We start from the raw sequence: 18,179 nt of genomic DNA on the forward strand, positions 1-18,179 counted from the left end.
AATAAAAACATCACCGGAGAAGTTAAGTATTTAGTATCCTGAATCCATCTATTGATTACACCATGACAAAAGAAATTGAAGTTGAGTGCCCCTCATGTTCTCCGGAAGAAGAGGTAAGGCACGAGGTTCTGAAAGAGGGACAGAGTCCGCTTGTCCGCTGTCTGGAGTGCGGACAGGTGCATGCAGCTAAAATCAAAATCCCTAAATCCGTTACTTTGAAAGTGATAGTTAGCAAGATGGATGTCTCAAACACTTATAAAACTGAACTGGATTCCAAGACGATTCTTCAGGTAGACGACGAGCTGGTTGTGGATGACGAGGAGACAGGAGTGGTAGTACCTATCCTGATTACCGCTCTTGATGCAGGAGGAAAGAGGGTACGGGTTGCCAGAGCGGAAGATACTGAAACAATCTGGGGCAGAGCCATTGATGAGGTAACCGTAAAGTTTTCTGCTCAGTCAGGGACTGAAATAACTGAAGTAATTGAAAAACGCGTGCCTGGAGATTATGAATTTGTAGTAGGAGCCGAAGAAAAAGCGGGAAATAAACGCCTTCTCATAACGAAGATTAAAATAAGGGATGGGGGCTTCCGGTCAAGGAAAGGCGATGTTGTGCTTGCAAAATATGTAAAAAGAATTTTTGCGAGAAAGAAAGGGGAAGGTTCGGGTCAGCGTGATTTCCGAAGAGGGCCGTGGTAAAGGAAAGAATAAAAGGGAAAATGAAGAAGTATTCGAAGCAATGCGCAGACGCCTCGTAGACAATCTTGGGGCTTACGTGCAGATGGAAGAAAGAATTCGCGAGGCTATGCTCCGCGTTCCAAGGCATAAGTTTGTTCCGGAATATGAGCAAAAAGCAGCTTATACGGACAGACCTCTTGGCATCGGTCACGGGCAGACGATATCTGCTCCTCATATGGTTGTGATTATGTGTAAACTTCTGGAACTTTCGGAAGGGCACAAAATCCTGGAAATAGGATCAGGTTCAGGATATAACGCTGCAGTGATGGCAGAGCTAGTAGGGCTAAGCGGGCATGTGTACACGGTTGAGCGCATTGAAGATCTTGCAAATTTTGCAAGAGAGAACCTGAGAAATACTGGGTATAAGAATATTACAGTAGTACTTGGTGACGGATCAAAGGGGTATTCTTAGTGTGCCCCTTACGACAGGATAGCTGTAACATGCGCAACTCCCAGTATCCCTAAGCCTTTGCTGGAACAGTTGAAACCCGGAGGCATAATGGTTATTCCTGTTGGGAGCGATTCCCAGGAGCTTTATAAAGTCAAAAAGGACAGCAAGGGGAATATTTATAAAAAGAGAAAAGGGGGAGTTGCTTTCGTACCTCTGATAGGCAAGTACGGCTTTAGAAAGAGTCTGGAATGCTAGAGGTTCTGGTAAGGAAAAAAACCAAACCAGAGTTCAAGCATCCTTTCAATAAATTTTAAAAAATTAAATAAGGTATTAATAAGTGTAAAATCATCTAATGAGCATGGGCATCGACATCTATGAGGACTTTGAGGAAATTAGAGTCAAGGATGTCTATATAGTCGACGTTTTTACGGACCCAACTCCTGTGGTGCTTCTTGAAGATACACAGGGGAAAATGCTCCCTATATATATAGGGCATCTAGAGGCTCTCTCAATTGGAAATGTGATTAAAAATATTTCTCCGCCCAGACCTATGGCGCATGACCTTATGATTAACATTTTCGAGCGGCTTGAGGTAAAAATCGAGGGTGTATTGATTGATGAAAAGATAGATAAAATCTATTACGCCCGGCTTTTGCTAAAGAAGGATAATAATGTTATGCAATTTGACGCAAGACCAAGCGATTGTATCGCCCTTGCTCTGCGTGTTGGAGCACCGATAAGGGTTAGGAAAAAGGTTCTTGAGAGTTCCGAAGTCGAGATGTCAAGATTTGAAGGCGCCCGCGTGATAAATATTTTCGGTTAGGTTAATTGAGGTGCTCAGAGTTCTTTTTGAGCCTGAGAACTTAAGTTTACCTCAGCCTGGTTTTATGTTCTCGATTCTTGAGAAGCTATTTTCGTTGTTAGTAACCTGCAAGGTGTTTCTTTATATAATTTTTATAATATTGATCTAAATGCCTTTTAGAGAATGCTATCTGTGGCTCTTATTGGCTTAATTTCAACAAGCTTTTAATAACAGTTAAATTTATTATCCCATAGATGCTCACCAAAAGAATAATACCATGCCTTGATGTGACCCTTGACAGAGCAGGCGGCTGCGTTGTTAAGGGCGTTGAGTTCGTAGACCTGAAAGAGGCTGGAGACCCTGTGGAACTCGCCAAGCGCTACAATGAAGAGGGCGCAGATGAGCTTGTTTTTCTGGATATCACAGCTTCTGCTCACGGCAGGGAAACCATGATCGATGTGATTGAGAGGACTGCAGACGAGGTTTTCATTCCTCTTACAATTGGAGGGGGAATAAGCTCCATAGACGCAATTCGTCAAATTCTCAGAGCTGGGGCAGATAAAGTCTCAGTTAACACCTCTGCGGTCAAGAACCCTGATTTCATCAAAGAGGCTTCGGATATATTTGGAGCCCAGTGCATTGTTACTGCGATTGATTGCAAGAGAAATCTCGATATAAAAAATAATCCGGACAAAACTATCCTGGAACTTGAGGACGGAACTCCTGCCTGGTATGAAGTGGTAATCTACGGAGGTAGGGAAGCTACAGGAATCGATGCTGTGGAGTGGGCAAGAAAGGCAGAAGAACTGGGTTCCGGGGAAATCTTGCTTACAAGTATGGACAGGGACGGAACATGTGCCGGTTATGACCTGCCAATTACAAGAAAACTCTCAGAAGAGCTCGATATCCCTATTATAGCTTCAGGAGGAGTCGGAAACCCTCAGCACATTTATGAAGGATTCTCAATCGGAAAAGCCGATGCCGCCCTTGCAGCAAGCATTTTCCACTTCAGGGAATACTCAATTAAGGAAGTTAAAGAATATCTTAAGGAACGGGGAATCCCTGTCAGACTCTAAAATTCAGGAAAAGGTTGTAAAGGCAAAAAGTAAGTCAGGCAACTAACATCACGCCGACTAAAAATTTTCCGGAATAAAATAAGGGAATGGGGAAGAACAATGGAAGTCTCAGAATTCCAGAGGATAATGTACGAGCTCTATGCACATAACGACAGGAGAAGGGGAGGTAAGGCTACAATGCTCTGGCTTGTTGAGGAAGTAGGAGAACTTGCCGAAGCCATCCGCAGAGAAGAGCCAGAAAATATAGAGGAAGAACTTGCAGACTGCTTCGCCTGGATAGGGGCGCTTGCCAATCTCTACGGCGTGAACCTCGAAGAAGCTTTCCTTAAAAAGTACCCTGGCATATGCCCTACCTGCAAACAAAAACCTTGCATCTGTACGGATTGAAAGTGGTAAGTATTTTATTCGAGAAATCTGAATACCAGGCTTTTTTTTGGAACTTATATCATGCCGGAATCATCATCTGTGAGATCTTTTACATATTTACTTTCATATATTTTGAGATACTTTTTTATTTATTAAAGTCAATATCTTATATGGAATTCTTATCTGGATTCTTCATTTATCGGGGGAACACAAATGTCAGAAGTCGAAACCATGGAACTTCTTGAGGGTGTGCAGATTAAGGTACTTAACAACACTGGCGAGGATCTTGTGCTGCAGGCTCAGAAAATTGAGAAAGGAATGTTCAAGAAAGGTCAGCGGGCTCCTGCTAGAATCGGGTCTTATGAGGAAGAAAGCTTTGAACTTGTTGCATGTGAAGGAAGCTGTGAAGGTGGAGCAGATATCGAAGGATGGGTAAAGTACGGGCTGGGATGTACGGAAGGGTATTGCAAGATACACTTCAGATACGTGGGGAAAACAAACAAACTAGGTTACTCCTGTGAATGCCACATACGTGATGGGAAGATGCTCTGCGAAGCCTCAACGGACGAGAAAACTGGAAGAATAGTGAGCTGGATAATAGGACCAAAGGAGTAAACCCAAAAGAAATGCTCACTGGACTTTGTCCGATAATGTTTTTAATCCATAGCTTCTTTGTTATTTTGGCTATGCTACGACCCTGGTTGTAATTTAATATCTTATAGCAGAGCGGACAAAAAGCTCTGCTAATTTAATCAATAATGCCCGTAATCTATAATTATACCAGGTAATCTGTGACTGATCGTCAATAAAAACGGATTTTATAATATTTTTCAAATAGTTTTTGAAGTCTGTAGAAAAACGGATCGGATTAGCCGTTTCGTTTTTGATTTTTCCTTCAATAACTGCTTTTGTCATAAGTACAAGATTCTTTGCGCCGCCTTTAGAATGCCGTAGTTTTCTCTTATAAATTCAGTTCCAGGTTTCCCGGAAAGGAAGGGAATGCCAAAGCTTAATTAAGGGCAGGTTCTGTAATCCCATCTGATGAAGCCTAAAAAACCGGAACTGCTTGCCCCGGCAGGCGGCATGGAAGCTTTTGTTGCAGCCGTAGAAAACGGAGCGGATGCCGTATACGTTGGAGCCAGGGCTTTCAGTGCTCGGGGGTATGCCTCGAATTTCTCAGAGAAAGAACTTGAGGAGGCCATTGACTATGCTCATCTCAGAGGCGTGAAGGTATATGTAACCGTAAACACGCTGCTTAAGGAAGAAGAAGTGGAAGATGCCCTTAAACTGCTTTCCTGCCTGAGAGAAATAGGAACAGACGCGGTCATAGTCCAGGATCTCGGACTAATCTCGCTTGCAGGAAAATATCTCCCAGATCTTCCACTGCATGCGAGCACACAAATGACCCTTCACAACAGCGAAGGGATCGAGTTTGTAAAAAAACTGGGTATAGAAAGGGCTGTGCTCTCACGAGAGTCTTCACTTGAAGAGATAAGACGGATAAAAGAGAAAACCGGGACTGAAATTGAAGTTTTCATACATGGGGCTCTTTGCATTTCCTATTCCGGCCAGTGCCTTCTTAGCAGCCTTATAGGGGGAAGGAGCGGAAATCGAGGATTCTGTGCCCAACCCTGCCGTAAAAAGTACAGGCTTTACTGTGAAGGGAAACCGATCAAAACAACAGGCAGCTATCTCCTGAGTCCGAAAGATCTTAACACTACCTCAGGCCTGGGAGCTCTTATAGAAGCCGGAATCGAGTCCTTCAAAATTGAAGGGCGCATGAAAAGACCTGAGTATGTAGCAGGCGTTGTCAGAATTTACCGCCGCCTGATTGACAGGTACATTGAAAATCCTGCAAAGTATTTTGTTTTCGAAGAAGAGCAGGAAACACTCATCCAGCTTTTTAACAGGGGTTTTACTCAAGGTTACTTTTTTGAAAATCCACGCTGGGAGCTCATGAGCCGGGAAAATCCGAACAACCGTGGAGTTCCTGCAGGTACGATTACAGGATATTACAGGCGTACAAACCGTATCCGTGTAAAACTCTCGCAGCCCCTTCGTCTGGGAGACGGAATAATGGTTGAAAACGCAGGAATAAGGCCCGAGGATAAAGGGAAAATCATATCTTCAATGTACTCCGGAAAGAGCCCGGTATACAGCGCAGGAGCAGGAGATATAGTAGAGATTCCCTTCGATTCAAGGGTTCCAGCAGGAAGCACAATATACAGGACATATGACAAAAAGCTTATGGACTCCCTCAAAAAAGAATGTGAATCCGGAAACCTGAGACCTAAAATCCCTGTATTCATCAAGGCTGACATTGCACCTGGAATGCCTGTGAGGCTTGAGGTAAAAGACAGGGATTCAAACACAATAACAATTGAATCTGAGTATATGGTTGAGAAGGCTGAAAAGCAGCCTACTTCAAAGGACCGGATAGAAAAGCAGCTCTCAAAACTCGGAAACACGCTTTTTGAGGCTTCTGAACTTCATGTCTCTGTGGAAGGGGACGTTTTTATTCCTGTCGGACAGTTAAACGAACTGAGGACAAAGGCAATAGAGCAACTTGAAAACCTGCGGATTTCCAGGTGGAAACGAAAACCTATCGATACTCTGCAATTCTTTGAATCTGAAGAAAAAGCAGACCTGGATGCAGGAAAACCTGTGAAAGAAAAAATTCCAACGCTTCCTATGCTCTCGGTTTCCGTGTATTCTCTTGAGGGACTTAAAGGGGCGCTTGCGGGTGGAGCCGATCAGGTCTATTTCGGAGAAGGGCTCTTCAGAAGGCCAGAAACTGCAGGGCAAAAAGAAAGCTCTGCACAGGAGCTTGATGCTGTTTTTGAAAATGCGGTTTCAGAGACGCAAAATGCAGGCAAGAAAATTTATCTCATTACCCCAAAAGTCGTGAAAGACTCCGAAATGAGATCTGTCGAAAGAACCTTCTTTCGCGTAAGAGAACTGGGGGCTGATGGCATTGTTGTCTCAAATCTTGGAACTCTGAACCTTGCAAAAGCTAGGAAAATCCCTTTTATTGCAGATAGTCCACTTAATATCTTTAACAGTCACACTTTTGCCCTTATGCTGCAGGAAGGGGCTCAAATGACTGTAATTTCACCAGAACTCACCGTTGAGGAGTTAAAAAATATTGTTTCTTATGGACCTGCAGAGTGCATCGTTCACGGCCGCCTTGAACTCATGGAATCGGAGCACTGCCTTACAGGCGGGCTTCTTGGGGACGATAAAGGTTTGTGCAATGCTCCATGCAGGTCAGGAAAGTTTGCACTGATAGACGAGAAAAACTACGAGTTTCCTCTGCTTATGGACTATGAATGCAGAATGCACCTCCTTAACTCAAGATCACTCTGCATGCTCGAATATATTCCTGAAATCCTTGAAAGCGGAGTTTCAAGTATAAGGATCGAAACTCTGGGGATGGAGAATCCTGACGAAATAAGAAGAGTAACTCGCGCTTACAGGAACGCAATTGATGCATATATTGATACCGGGAAGCATGGAAAGGAAAACTGCGAAAAGCTTGGAAAGGGCTTTACCACAGGACACTATTTTAGAGGTGTACAGTAAAAGCTGAGATTGCCGGAAAAACGAGTTAAAAGGTGAAAAGAACATGGAATATCTGGATAAAGCAATAATTTCCGAAAAACAAAGCCCGAAAATTTTTCTTTCTGGCTCGATCCGCGGAGGAAGGCAACTGCTTGAGACATACAGGTTTATATTTGATACCCTTGAGGAAGCAGGGGCTGAAGTACTCACCTGGCACGTTGCCGACCCTGAGCTGGAAAAAGTGGAGATGAGGATGACAGAAGAAGAGATTTATGCCAGGGATATGGATTTGCTTGTAAGAAGTGATGCCCTGATTGCAGAGGTTACGGTACCTTCCACCGGGGTGGGTTACGAAATCTGCAGGGCGCTTGTCCGTAAAATTCCTGTGCTCTGTCTCTACAATCCGAACGCAGCAGTTTCGGCAATGGTGCTCGGAAATCCAGATCCTTTGCTTGAGGCAAGGGCTTATCCGGATAAAACCTCACTCAAAAATATTATTACTGAATTTATAAGGAATTTCTGAGAAGAAAAAATCTATATTAACCTCTGTTCTAAACGAAAAGCCAATAGATATGTTGCTTAAACCTGAAATGTGAGCTTTTATTCTCTGCAAAGGTATTATAACACTCAGTGATAATTATAAATAAGTTGAGATCCTATTTATGACTCATGGTAGTTGAAATTATAGAAATTTTAGTACTGGTTCTGGCAATTGTAGTGGCCTTCCTCCTGTATAAAGTCCTGAAGACCGCAACTGGCCTTGCAATAAATGCAGTACTCGGGGTCTTAGTCCTGTTCGCAGCAAAAGTTTTTCTTGGACTTAACATTGCAATTACGTGGGTGGCAGTTATTATCTGTGCAATAGGCGGCATTTTCGGAGCGCTTGCCATAATTGTGTTAAACTATTTGAAAATAGCATTCGTATAATAGGCAAACGGGGAAAGATAGCAGAGATGACTGAAAGCTATTGAGGAGGATACAAACCTAGAAGAAGTTTTTTAAAGGTTCAGGAAAGGAGAAACTCAGGATTTCCTGTATGAAAATAATCTCAGGATTTCCGGAAGATTCCTCTTACCAGATGCCTTCTATAAGTTTCTCCTCTGAATGTTTTTTCTTTTATTACCTCTTCTAGCTCGATGACCTCAAATCTCCCGAAAAGTGCCCTTACTTCCCCTTTGGTAAAATAATGGTAAATTATACCACTTTGTCGGGCAAAAGTCCTTTCCTCATAAGGGGTTGAAATTTCTCCCCCGCAGCGCATATCCTCACAGCCGAAGGCTTCAAATAAAACAAACCCGCCTTTCCTGAGTATGTAATGAAACTCCCTGACTGCGGATTCTCTTTCTTCTTTGAAGAGGTGCTGGAGCACTCCATAACAGAGAATTCCGTCAAAAGCATGGGCTTTGAGAGGAAGTTCTGACACATCTGCCCCGAGATGTTCAGCAAACCTGCCGCTCCGTACTATCTGAGCTCTGGAAGCTTTAAGGGCAGTTAAAGAAACATCAATTCCAATTGCGTCGTAATGCCTTGCAAGTTCACCAAGGTATCTGCCATTCCCTGATCCGGCATCAAGCACCCTGGACCCGGGCAGAAGATGAGCCTGTATATCCCGGACAGGTGCAGGCCCGCCCCATTTCAGGTGGGCATATTCCCTGTCCCAGGCAAGGAAGTGATTTTTTGCAGGCGTTGCCTGAGAACTTGAGAGGCTGTAAGCATCCGATTTATACATATTTATTCTTGTTTTTCAGGGCTGTAGGTTGAGGCTTCTTTGAATCTTTCTACCAGGAATTCCTTCTCAAAGGAAGACAGGAACCACCCAGCTTTGGGGCCCGAGTTTTGCCCAAGTATTGAGATATAAATTGCTTTGAAAAGCTCCCTGGGGTCCACCTGCGGAGCAGGATTATTTAACTTTTCTGCAATCAGCCTGTTCAGTTCTGAACCCTCATCTTTTGCGGAATAGATCAGCATATGATATTCTTCACCGCTAATTTCCCCTCTGGTTTCTATAAGATCTGCAATGGCTGAAAGGAAAGCTTTCTGGGGCTCGGATAGGGTTGCAGCCTGCACAGGCACCTTCTCTTTCACATTAAACTTGGCAAAAGGTGGAGCATAGAGTTTAAGCCATTTAGAGACATTTTTTGTAAGTTCCTTTATACACTTTTTATCTTCAATTGAAAAGCCTGAGCGTTTTACAATTTTCAATATCTGGTCAAAGTCCCCTCTTGCTACCTGATAGATTGTCACCATCTGCTTGAAAGGAACTTCAGACTGGCAGATGCCTGTTGCCCTGGAAAGCTCATAAACTCGACTTTGGAAAACCCCAAGCGAAGGATTGTTTTCCCTGAACAGCGTTCTGAGCCTTTCGTATTCGTCAACAAGGGTTAGAAGCGGTTGTCCAGGATCGAACTGGATATGTTTCTCAGGTTTTGTGCGTATAATCAAATAGCGAAGAACCTCAGGAGGCACAACTTCAAGCATATCCGAAATCGAGATGACAACTCCAGTAGAAGAGGACATTGCACCCTGCTTTCCAAGCATTATCCACTCATAGACAATAGGATAAGGAGGTTCGTGCCCGAAAATCTCTTTTACTATCCTCTTTCCAGTATCGTAAGAACCACCCTTTGAAGCGTGATCTTTCCCAAAAGGTTCGACTGTTACTCCTAAAACCGCCCAGCGAGCAGGCCAGTCTACGCGCCAGGTGAGTTTTCCTCCCCCTGCCATTGGCACAGTACCGGAGTGCCCACATGCACAGACATAACCCACAATCTCAGCCTCAAGATCAAAATCCGTAACCTTTGTTGTTGTAATCCTTCCACACTGGTTGCATCTCGGGTTGAAAGGGTTCCAATCCGGTGCTACAGTCTTCCCCGAGACTTCCTCAAGGATTCTTGCAATAGCATCCCTTTTAACCAGGGCAGTTTTTATTGCTTCGGTGTATCTGCCTGCCCTGTACATTTCATCTGCCCTGTAAACCTGCGGATTGATTCCCAGGCGCCTGAGGGCTTCCAGGAAAGGTTTCAGAAAATGCTCGGCATAATTTGCGCAATTTCCGCAGGGGCAGGGAATTTCAGATATCGGTTTTCCCACGTATTCAGCATAACTTTCGGGAAGGAACGGATAAACTTTGCGCAGGGGATCGTAATTATCTGCAATATAAATGAAATTAGCATCTGCTCCTTTATCAATAAGCGATCTATAAGCTGCATCGGCAGTCACGACTTCTCTCATGTTGCCTATGTGAATGTGCCCTGATGGAGTGATGCCTGTAGCAACAAGGTGCTTGTCGCCTTTTTTTAACACGTCTTCGGCTATGACGTCTGCCCAGTGAATTGTATCAACCATATTTCTCACCAGAATTACAAGCACAAGCTTTTTTGAAAAAGCTTGATCGCAAGTCTTTTCAGAAAAAGTTTGATCACAAGCCTTTTCAAAAAAGGCTTGAGCGAAACCTTTTGAGAAAAGGTTTTATCGCAAACTTTTTAGAAAAAAGTTTGATCAAAAACCGGCGTGGTCGGCGTGGTCAAGCGGCACAACGCTTGGAGATAAACCGGCGCAGCGGTTTACGCAAACCTTTTCAGCATAGTCTTGATCAGAAGCTTGAATTCACTTCATAATTATCATATCAATTAATAAACCTTGAGCTCGGAGGCAAAGAACTGAAGTTTACATTTTATTAATACGTTTGGTAAAAACGAAATAGCAGTAAAGGAAAACCAGATAAAAAAATAAAAAAAGAAGGAAAATAATGGAGGTTCAAAGGCAAATTATTCAGGAGTCTGCAGATTACGGAGATTTAATATGGCACTACACTAAACAAATCAAACAAACTTGATTTACCAAAATATAATAGCACATAAAAATATATAAATATATCGAAATGGGTCGGATATGGGAAGAAAGATTAAAACTGATAGAACAAGCTAGATGAAAACAATATAAATGTAAGCTATTCCGAGAAAAATGTTAAGGCACAGGTTAACAGCTATGAAATTCAGGAAAAAATACGGTACAGCTCAAAAATGTTGAAGAAAAATTCATTCAATATATGACCAGTTAAATATCAAGGAATTAAAGGCTGCCTGCAAAGCAGGCAGTTGTAGGAGCCTATTAGCGAATAAATTCTTAATATGCCTAGCAATTTTAATGGTTTTACTGTCCCTGAAACGTCCTCCTATTATTTTTACAATTAAACAGTTTAAGTTTTCTGCAAGGATCAATCGTCAAAAACAGGTTCAGAGCTCCATTTTACAATTTTTCCAGTAGCTGCATCAATTTCAAATTCGTACTCCACATTGTTATAAACAATAGATCCTTCATATACAGCCACTCCGTCTTCTGTATCCAGATGAAGCCGAATATTGGATTCCGTTGCTCCTGGAACTCTCGCAAGTGCAATGGACCTGGCTTTTTCTTCACCAATATACGTGTTAGTCTGGCCTAATTGCATATTGCTTGATATCGAATAGTTTTCCACATCAGAGTCAAAACTTAAAATTTCTCCGGTAGACGCATCAATCTCATAATCATACTCCTTATTACCGCTATAAAACTCGATTTCATACTCCTGTCTACCATTGTCAGTGTCAAGCTCTGTTTTAACAAAAGTAACATTAGCTTCTGTAAGTCCGGCATCAGTAAGAGCTATTTCCTTTGCTTCTTCCATAGTGATAATATTGCCTATGCCGGTAGTATTCCCATCTGCGGGAGAGGGTGCAGAAGTTGCTGGGGATGCTGCTTCATCAGCAGTGTCCGTTGTCGCGTTCTCTGTAGATGTACAGCCAGTAACACTAATTGCTAACAAACTAACTATTAATATTGTGAATAGGGTTCTCTTCATATGAAATACCTCTATATATTTTTTATTTTGTGTTACAGTATTTTAATTTTCTTATTTTCTTCCCACTCTCATGGTATTTCCAGAATCGATCCGTCTATTATGTTTACTCTAACCTTATTTACCGGATATAACACATTGATAAACTTCCTGGATATAAAAACAGATTAAATAAAATTTATCTCAATTAGAAGTAATTCGCCCCCCGATTCTCTATTATTTTTAATTTTATATAAAATTTTTTTATGTTTTATTCTCATGTTATAGTTTTATTTTTCACATTATAATTCATATATGAAATATATAAAATCATTCATTATAAATGGCACTCATTATCATAAAAGAATAAGTCTTATTTATTTTTTATAAAAGTGGTACGGGAAATTACTGGGATATGGGTATAAAATATATCTGGTAATTGAAAATCAAGTGCCAAAAAGATATAAGCTATTTTTAAGGAAGCAGGTAGTAACTTATTATCTAACCAGGAAACACATTCAGAAGCGTATAAATCAGGAATTCAGAAAATATAAATCAAGTACTTTAGAGACGACTTACTAACTTGTGACGGAATCTAACAGATACAGGGATGGTTACAAAGTAGAACAGGGTCGAAGTTCTGCTAGCTATAAAGAAATAATTAAAAAAATAGAATAACAGCAGGGGAGGTAGTTGCCGTTTTTTTAAGGATAACTTTTCAAACCTGCCTCAGGATTCACAGGTATTTTAGAGCTCCTTTTAGTGGCATGTGTTTGTTCTTTTAGATCTTTTTACCCCTGCTGTGGAGGAACATTTAATTTGCTACCTGAATTCTCTCCTCAGGCTATCTGCTTTCTAAAGGTGTTGCAGGAATTTATCTTTATATCGAGCAGCTTCTCGATATTCATTTTTGCAGCAATGCCATTTGCAGCTCCAGGGACTGAGGTAATCACACCGATATCGAGTTCTTCACGCAGCTCGCGCATGACATGCTCGTCTACCAGGTCCATTACATCGACTCCGAGTTTTTTTGCCACGTATTCTTTTGCCTCGCCTATGCGCATGTTCTTTGAGAACTGCATCCTTGCAACAAGGTCGCCTGCAGCTCTTATTCCAGTCATTCCAGAAGCCATTATGTGGGAAATCGGCATACCCAGAGGGTCGCCGACCCCGATCTATATGCCGTCGACGCCTGCAATTTCGACCATTGCCTTGCTTGCCCTCGTAACAGCATCAATCGGAGGAGTTTCAAGCATGGGGATTCCGCCGACTCCCATACCCATATCAACGTGACAGGGAATTGGAGAAGCTTCCACAGCTGCCTTCATGAAGGTAACTGCACGGGCAAGGTTCCAGGCTGAGGTTTTGCTGGTATTTGTATTACAGACAGGCCCGAAAACATTTGCTCCGGCTTTTGCAACAAGAGGAGCCTGCTGATGAGGCCAGAGCCCTGCAAGGGTTACTCCGTCATACTGAAGGTTTCCGTGCATACCAAGTACGCATTCCCCTGCCATTCCTGCTTCTATGTACATGTCAGGGAATTCCTTTCTAAGGGCCTGGATTGCATGGAGGGTACCGTACATATCAGCGTCTCCTGCTGCACCTGTTGTGTCGAAATTGACACCATCGGCTCCTGAGGCAAAGAGTTTCTGCATAACCCATACAGTATCCCTTGTCAGGTGCTCGGCTGCATATTCCATTGATTCCCAGGCTTTCTGAATCTTGAAAGCCTTCATAAGGTCACCGGGGTTCTCGAAAGGACCATCAGGGGTATAATAGAGTCCCATATTGGGCATTGCACCGTAAAACAGCGGAATAATCATGTTCTGCTGGCAAACTTCCATTGCCTGGCACTCGTTTGAAACAACAGGCTTTACAGGCTTGAAGCTGTAGTCAATGTGTCCCAGTTCCATTGTGTCGGCACCAAAAGCCCGCTCGTGCATCATGCACCCAACAAGCCGGCTTGAAGGAATTCCAACGCCACTGTTACCCTGGTCACCGTCAAGCCTTATAGTACCAATGTCGTGCGTTACAGGAACTTCCATGCCCTGTTCCACACTTACGGCCTTACCCGGCATCATCAGAATTTCTGCAAGCTTATCAACCTCATTGGCATTCAGAGTGGGAATTTCACCAAGGTCAGCAGCATTTGCAGTACCTGCCTCAATTTCCTCCATGATCTTCTCTTTTGTAAGGAAGATTCTCTTTCCGTCTCCCATACGCAAAGCATATTCTGTTGCCATTTTTCTCTCACCTTTTCCATTTATCTTTAATAATCCAATTTAATAAGCTGTATTTTGGGGCTCAGAATTTGGATACAAAGGTTCTGGCCTGCCAGAGGGCTATTATTGCCAAAATCAGGATAAAAACCATCCACATGATATCGGCTGCCGGTATGAAAGAATTCGCCCAGTAGTTGTTGTAAGCCTCCAGAGCCACTGCTGTTTGTGTCATATTTTTCCCTCTTTGAGATTATAAGCCTCTAAGGCAGGCATCGGTTGCCCTGGTTATTCCGAAGTCAGTTATCCTGTACCTGTGCAGAAGGAAACCTTTTTTGTAGATTCCATTCTCGTCAACTTTCTGCTCCAGATCTTTCAACATCCCTCCGGATGCCAGTTCGATAATATCGAAGTTTATACTGTCCCTGCCGTAGCTGCTCTTCATGCCATATTCTTCCTGAATCTTCGAAACGACCTCGTAATTCCAGTACTCTTTCCCATCAAGGAAAAGTTCCAGAATCCTGAACTTAATAGGACGTCTTTGGCTCATTCACTCACCTCTCAGGGTTTCAAGTGCACCTGTATCTTCAGTAAACATGATGAAACTCCCTGCGATACAGAGCAAACCACCTAAAACAATAGTCCATTCTGGCACGTCTCCGAAGAAGAGGAATATGAATATGACAGCGCAGAACCCGTATAGGTTTCCAATGCCCTGACCTCTTCCAACTCCTATTAGCGGAAAAGATTTGTACCAGGTAACATAACAGAAACCAAATGTGATACCTGCGAAGACCAAGACCAGCAGAGTTAAAGGCTCGAAAACTTGGAATGCAAATGAGTACATCGGAAAGCCAAGGATTGCCAAAATCGGCACGATAATAATCCACCAGATTATGTTTTCTCCAAGGAAACGAAGGGTAAGCCCCGCATCCGGCTCTGCGATGTCAAGTCCTTTACCTGCAATTGCACCTTCAATACCCCAGCCAGCAGCAGCCATCAAACCTCCGAGATATCCTATCCAGGGGATGTTACCTGAAGAAAGTTCTGACAGAACTCCGCCACCGTAAATAGAAATACCTCCAAGGACGATGATTCCAATGCCGATTATTGCCCTCTTTGAGATTTTTTCTCCGTACCAGTAATAGGCAAGAATCGAACCTATAACAGGATAAAGAAGGCCGGCAACAGCTGCAAATGCTCCTCCTATAAAGCCCATAGCAATAAAAGAACCGAGAATTGCCATCGGGCCACCGAAGATAGATGCAACGAAGAACCACTTGGAGCAGGGATGGAATTCCTTAAGGGTCCTGCCCAGTTCTCCGTACTTTCCAAGCACTCCATTCCAGAGCATAAGCGCAAGCATAACAGTGAGTGCATTGAAGGCAGTGATCAGAACAGCAGTAACAACAAGGGACATACCGTCTCCGCTTGCTTTGGCAATGGCAGCATACATCTCATCGAAGGGGTTGAGTACCCAGACAACAGTTCCTGGCAGATACCAGATTCCCCAGAAAACAGCACAGAAAAGGGCCCACATATACCCTTTATTGATTTTTCTTTTACTTTCCTGTTTTTTTAAAGTTATTAAATCCACAAAATTCCCTCCATTTTTCAGAATACTGTGGAACTCCCTCAGGGGTGGGGGTCTCCCAGTCCCAATTCCACAGCCTGAAGGTGCAGCCTGCGAATATCTGCAAGATATTTCTTGCTTATGTCAACATCAGGGATCCGCAAAAACTGCACAATAAACTGTGGCAGAAAATGCGTTCCGAAGATCACATTTTCTACAGTTTAAACCGTTTACTAGGGCTGTTTCTCAGTTTTTCAAGGCTGCTTTTACCTTAGCGACTGCATCGTTAGCGCTTTCACCGTAGATGTCTGCACCGATCTTGTCTGCCCAGTCCTGGGTTACAGGAGCGCCTCCAACCATAGTCTTTACCTGATCGCGGATACCTGCCTCTTTCAGCTGTTCTTCAATCTGGATCTGGTTTACCATTGTGGTTGTCATAAGTGCGGAGGATGCGACAACCACGGGATTGTGTTCTTTTACGGCATCGACATAGTTTTTAATTGGAACATCCCTTCCAAGATCCACAACTTTGAAACCTGCAATGTTGAGCATGGAGGCTACGATGTCCTTTCCAATGGAGTGAATGTCACCTTCTATGGTTCCGATAACAACAGTTCCAAGGTTCTTTGTCTCGGACTTACGCTTCTCCATTTCCGGTGTAATGATATTTATTCCTGCTTTCATCGCCTCTGCGGCTGCAATCACATGTGGCAGGAAAAGAGATCCCTGTTCGAACTGTTCCCCTACTTCTTCCATGCCTGCAGTATATCCTTTTTCAATAAGCTCTACAGGATCAATCCCTGCAGCAAGGGCTTCTTCTGCGACTTCAGCCGCCATTTCCTCGTCGAACTCGGTAATCGCTTCTTTTGCTTTTGCAATGATTTCTTCTTTGCTTGCCATTTTTAGATCTCCTGATATCCTGTCTTTACATACCTCTGAAGGCTTTATCAGCCCTGTCCACGACAGCCTGCATATCCTTGAGGATATCTGCATCAATTGGTTTTACCTGGTGGTTCTTAAGAATGTCCTCTACTTTTTCATGCGCAACTGCTGCAAGATCTTTTGAGCCTGCTGCTGCCCAATCTCCATACATGCGTCTGTCAATGAGCATTGGGCTGGAAGGATAGTCTATAAGCTGCCTGGTCTGTTTGAGGGCAAGGAAATTGTTTCCGATGCCTACTTTCTGGATGGATTCCACTGACAACGTTTCTTCTGAGACAGGAATTCCTTGCATAGCCTTCTTGACCATACTGATAATATCATTGTCAATTACCAGCTGCTCCATTGAGAAGGTCATTCCAAGCTCAAGCATTCCGGCTCCGTAGATAGTGTTTGCTCCTGCAAGGGCTGGAAGGAGGGTGGTTATGGTTTTTTCGTGTCCTGCCTGGTTGTCCGGGATCTTCGCATCAGACTAGGAACCTGCCACAAAGGAGGGTAGGCCATAGAACTGGGCAAGTTTCGCGACAGCGCCGCTTATCAAGCCGAGTTCAGGAGATCCGACAGGAGCAGTTCCTTTTTTCAGGTCAAAGGTAGTTGTGGAACTTCCATACCAGACTTTGCTTCCTGGAACAGTCAACTGGGCAAGCACAATTCCTGAAAGCACTTCGGCATTGTGGGTTACAAGAGTGCCTGCAAGATAAACAGGAGAAGATCCGCCTGACATTGCCATACTCAGAACGTTAACCGGAATTCCGAGACGGGCGCCTTTAATAATAACCTGGCAGGCATTGACACTGAGTTCGAGCGGGCTGGTCGGACAGAGCAGCATGGAGAAAATCGGTTTTTTCCTTGCCTCTTCTTCGTCACCGCCATAGTATGCTTTTACAATGTCCCAGTAATATTCGACGTTTTCGCCGACGGGGTCGATGTGATGATAGTGTTTAGAGGTGTTTGCAAGTGGTGTGAGGGTTTCGTGGACATCCTGTGCACCCTGGCCTGCAACGTCCCTTGCAGAAACTGGTAGTGAGAAGTAGTCAATGTTCTCTGCCCAGTCGCAGAGTTTTGCGATATCTGCAATGTCCTGCTCAACGGAGTCAACTGTTACATACTTGCCGTCCTGGTATTTGCAGACCTTGACACCGGTACCGAAACAGGTCCAGTGCACTTTACCACCACATTCCTGGACAGTATTGTTCTTTTTATCGCGGCCCCAGAGGACAAATCTGGAAGGCGCAAGCTGAAGAGCTTTTCTTACAAGATATTCAGGGATTTTTACAACGTTGGTTTTCTCGTCGACTTCGCAGCCATTTTCTTTGAAGATCTGCCTTGCTTCGGGATCAGAAACCTGAACACCTGGGTTCATCAGAACTTCCATGGTTGCATAGTGAATTGCCTTAAGTTCGTCATTAGTAAAAAGGTTTAATTCTACACCATTAAGTGCATTAAATCCTGCAACTGCATTATTTTTTGCCATTTCCTCTCTCCTTATTATCGAATTTCCTAAATTTGCTTTTGTTCACTTTTACCGCACCAGAGAAAACCTGTTTTTTCTCTAGGGCAGGATTCGGTAGAAATGTGAGCAGGAATAAATTTTCTGGGATGGATCTAAAACAACTTCAAGAGTTTTTCTGACAAAGCCTGGCGATTCTACCTATGTCTAAAAAAGAAAAGTTTGATATCCCCACACCCCTGAGATTCC

General features: G+C 43.4%; 17 protein-coding genes and 3 pseudogenes. 10 read left to right on the forward strand and 10 right to left on the reverse strand.

The features are described from left to right. The first annotated feature begins 62 nt into the window (after nt 1-62). The 6 genes and pseudogenes from AOB57_RS05550 to AOB57_RS05575 all read left to right on the forward strand — a co-directional run bounded on the left by AOB57_RS05550 (nt 63) and on the right by AOB57_RS05575 (nt 3,987). A complete protein-coding gene (locus AOB57_RS05550; RefSeq protein WP_054299953.1) occupies nt 63-698 on the forward strand; it encodes an HVO_0476 family zinc finger protein in 636 nt (211 codons plus the stop codon). A 40-nt stretch (nt 699-738) separates the two neighbouring features. Beyond that, nucleotides 739-1,383 (forward strand): annotated as a pseudogene (locus AOB57_RS05555) (protein-L-isoaspartate O-methyltransferase). Nucleotides 1,384-1,486: 103 nt separating this feature from the next. Continuing rightward, entirely contained in the window at nt 1,487-1,951 is a 465-nt protein-coding gene (locus AOB57_RS05560; protein WP_054299952.1) for a bifunctional nuclease family protein, read from the forward strand. Nucleotides 1,952-2,184: 233 nt separating this feature from the next. After that, entirely contained in the window at nt 2,185-3,006 is an 822-nt protein-coding gene (gene hisF / locus AOB57_RS05565; RefSeq protein ID WP_054299951.1) for an imidazole glycerol phosphate synthase subunit HisF, read from the forward strand. A gap of 99 nt (nt 3,007-3,105) precedes the next feature. Further along, entirely contained in the window at nt 3,106-3,393 is a 288-nt protein-coding gene (locus AOB57_RS05570; protein ID WP_054299950.1) for a MazG nucleotide pyrophosphohydrolase domain-containing protein, read from the forward strand. 192 nt (nt 3,394-3,585) lie between these two features. Beyond that, entirely contained in the window at nt 3,586-3,987 is a 402-nt protein-coding gene (locus AOB57_RS05575) for a hypothetical protein (protein ID WP_054299949.1), read from the forward strand. A 93-nt stretch (nt 3,988-4,080) separates the two neighbouring features. Here AOB57_RS05575 and AOB57_RS14470 read toward each other — a convergent pair whose 3' ends face one another. Next, the gene (locus tag AOB57_RS14470; protein WP_054299948.1) at nt 4,081-4,287 is read right to left on the reverse strand and encodes a hypothetical protein; all 207 of its coding nucleotides are present in this window, start codon (nt 4,285-4,287) and stop codon (nt 4,081-4,083) included. Between the two features lie 126 nt (nt 4,288-4,413). Between AOB57_RS14470 and AOB57_RS05585 the strand changes: the two genes are divergently transcribed. The 3 genes from AOB57_RS05585 (at nt 4,414) to AOB57_RS05595 (ending at nt 7,860) form a co-directional block, all read left to right on the forward strand. Beyond that, nucleotides 4,414-6,954, forward strand: a complete 2,541-nt coding sequence (locus AOB57_RS05585) for a DUF3656 domain-containing U32 family peptidase (protein WP_054299947.1) — start codon at nt 4,414-4,416, stop codon at nt 6,952-6,954. Nucleotides 6,955-6,997: 43 nt separating this feature from the next. Continuing rightward, nucleotides 6,998-7,456, forward strand: coding sequence for a nucleoside 2-deoxyribosyltransferase (locus AOB57_RS05590; protein WP_054299946.1), 459 nt, complete (start codon nt 6,998-7,000; stop codon nt 7,454-7,456). A 146-nt stretch (nt 7,457-7,602) separates the two neighbouring features. After that, complete coding sequence (locus AOB57_RS05595; protein ID WP_054299945.1) at nt 7,603-7,860, forward strand: pro-sigmaK processing inhibitor BofA family protein; 258 nt, start codon at nt 7,603-7,605, stop codon at nt 7,858-7,860. A 121-nt stretch (nt 7,861-7,981) separates the two neighbouring features. Here the strand turns inward: AOB57_RS05595 and AOB57_RS05600 are convergent, their stop codons facing one another. Together AOB57_RS05600 and lysS are read right to left on the reverse strand one after the other, a co-directional pair. Next, entirely contained in the window at nt 7,982-8,662 is a 681-nt protein-coding gene (locus AOB57_RS05600) for a class I SAM-dependent methyltransferase (protein ID WP_054299944.1), read from the reverse strand. Nucleotides 8,663-8,664: 2 nt separating this feature from the next. Further along, nucleotides 8,665-10,278, reverse strand: coding sequence for a lysine--tRNA ligase (gene lysS, locus AOB57_RS05605; RefSeq protein WP_054299943.1), 1,614 nt, complete (start codon nt 10,276-10,278; stop codon nt 8,665-8,667). Nucleotides 10,279-10,310: 32 nt separating this feature from the next. Between lysS and AOB57_RS05610 the strand changes: the two genes are divergently transcribed. Next, nucleotides 10,311-10,550 (forward strand): hypothetical protein, encoded by a 240-nt coding sequence (locus tag AOB57_RS05610; RefSeq protein WP_167829554.1) that lies wholly within the window; start codon nt 10,311-10,313, stop codon nt 10,548-10,550. 599 nt (nt 10,551-11,149) lie between these two features. On the opposite strand, the gene AOB57_RS05615 is transcribed toward AOB57_RS05610, so the two are convergent. The 7 genes and pseudogenes from AOB57_RS05615 to mttB form a co-directional block, all read right to left on the reverse strand. Further along, entirely contained in the window at nt 11,150-11,737 is a 588-nt protein-coding gene (locus AOB57_RS05615) for a PepSY domain-containing protein (RefSeq protein ID WP_226999656.1), read from the reverse strand. A gap of 851 nt (nt 11,738-12,588) precedes the next feature. Then, nucleotides 12,589-13,992: pseudogene (mtbB, locus tag AOB57_RS05620) on the reverse strand ([dimethylamine--corrinoid protein] Co-methyltransferase). Nucleotides 13,993-14,053: 61 nt separating this feature from the next. Further along, on the reverse strand, nt 14,054-14,203 hold the full coding sequence (locus AOB57_RS05625; protein WP_167829555.1) for a hypothetical protein: 150 nt from the start codon (nt 14,201-14,203) through the stop codon (nt 14,054-14,056). Between the two features lie 18 nt (nt 14,204-14,221). Further along, the gene (locus AOB57_RS05630; RefSeq protein WP_054297576.1) at nt 14,222-14,518 is read right to left on the reverse strand and encodes a hypothetical protein; all 297 of its coding nucleotides are present in this window, start codon (nt 14,516-14,518) and stop codon (nt 14,222-14,224) included. Further along, the gene (locus AOB57_RS05635) at nt 14,519-15,565 is read right to left on the reverse strand and encodes an EamA family transporter (protein WP_054297575.1); all 1,047 of its coding nucleotides are present in this window, start codon (nt 15,563-15,565) and stop codon (nt 14,519-14,521) included. It abuts the gene before it with no gap. A 222-nt stretch (nt 15,566-15,787) separates the two neighbouring features. Then, on the reverse strand, nt 15,788-16,441 hold the full coding sequence (locus AOB57_RS05640; RefSeq protein ID WP_167829556.1) for a cobalamin B12-binding domain-containing protein: 654 nt from the start codon (nt 16,439-16,441) through the stop codon (nt 15,788-15,790). Between the two features lie 25 nt (nt 16,442-16,466). Beyond that, nucleotides 16,467-17,954: pseudogene (gene mttB / locus AOB57_RS05645) on the reverse strand ([trimethylamine--corrinoid protein] Co-methyltransferase). Nucleotides 17,955-18,179: the final 225 nt, after the last annotated feature.

This window comes from Methanosarcina flavescens, from assembly GCF_001304615.2.
In the GTDB taxonomy this organism is placed as follows: Archaea; Halobacteriota; Methanosarcinia; order Methanosarcinales; family Methanosarcinaceae; genus Methanosarcina; species Methanosarcina flavescens.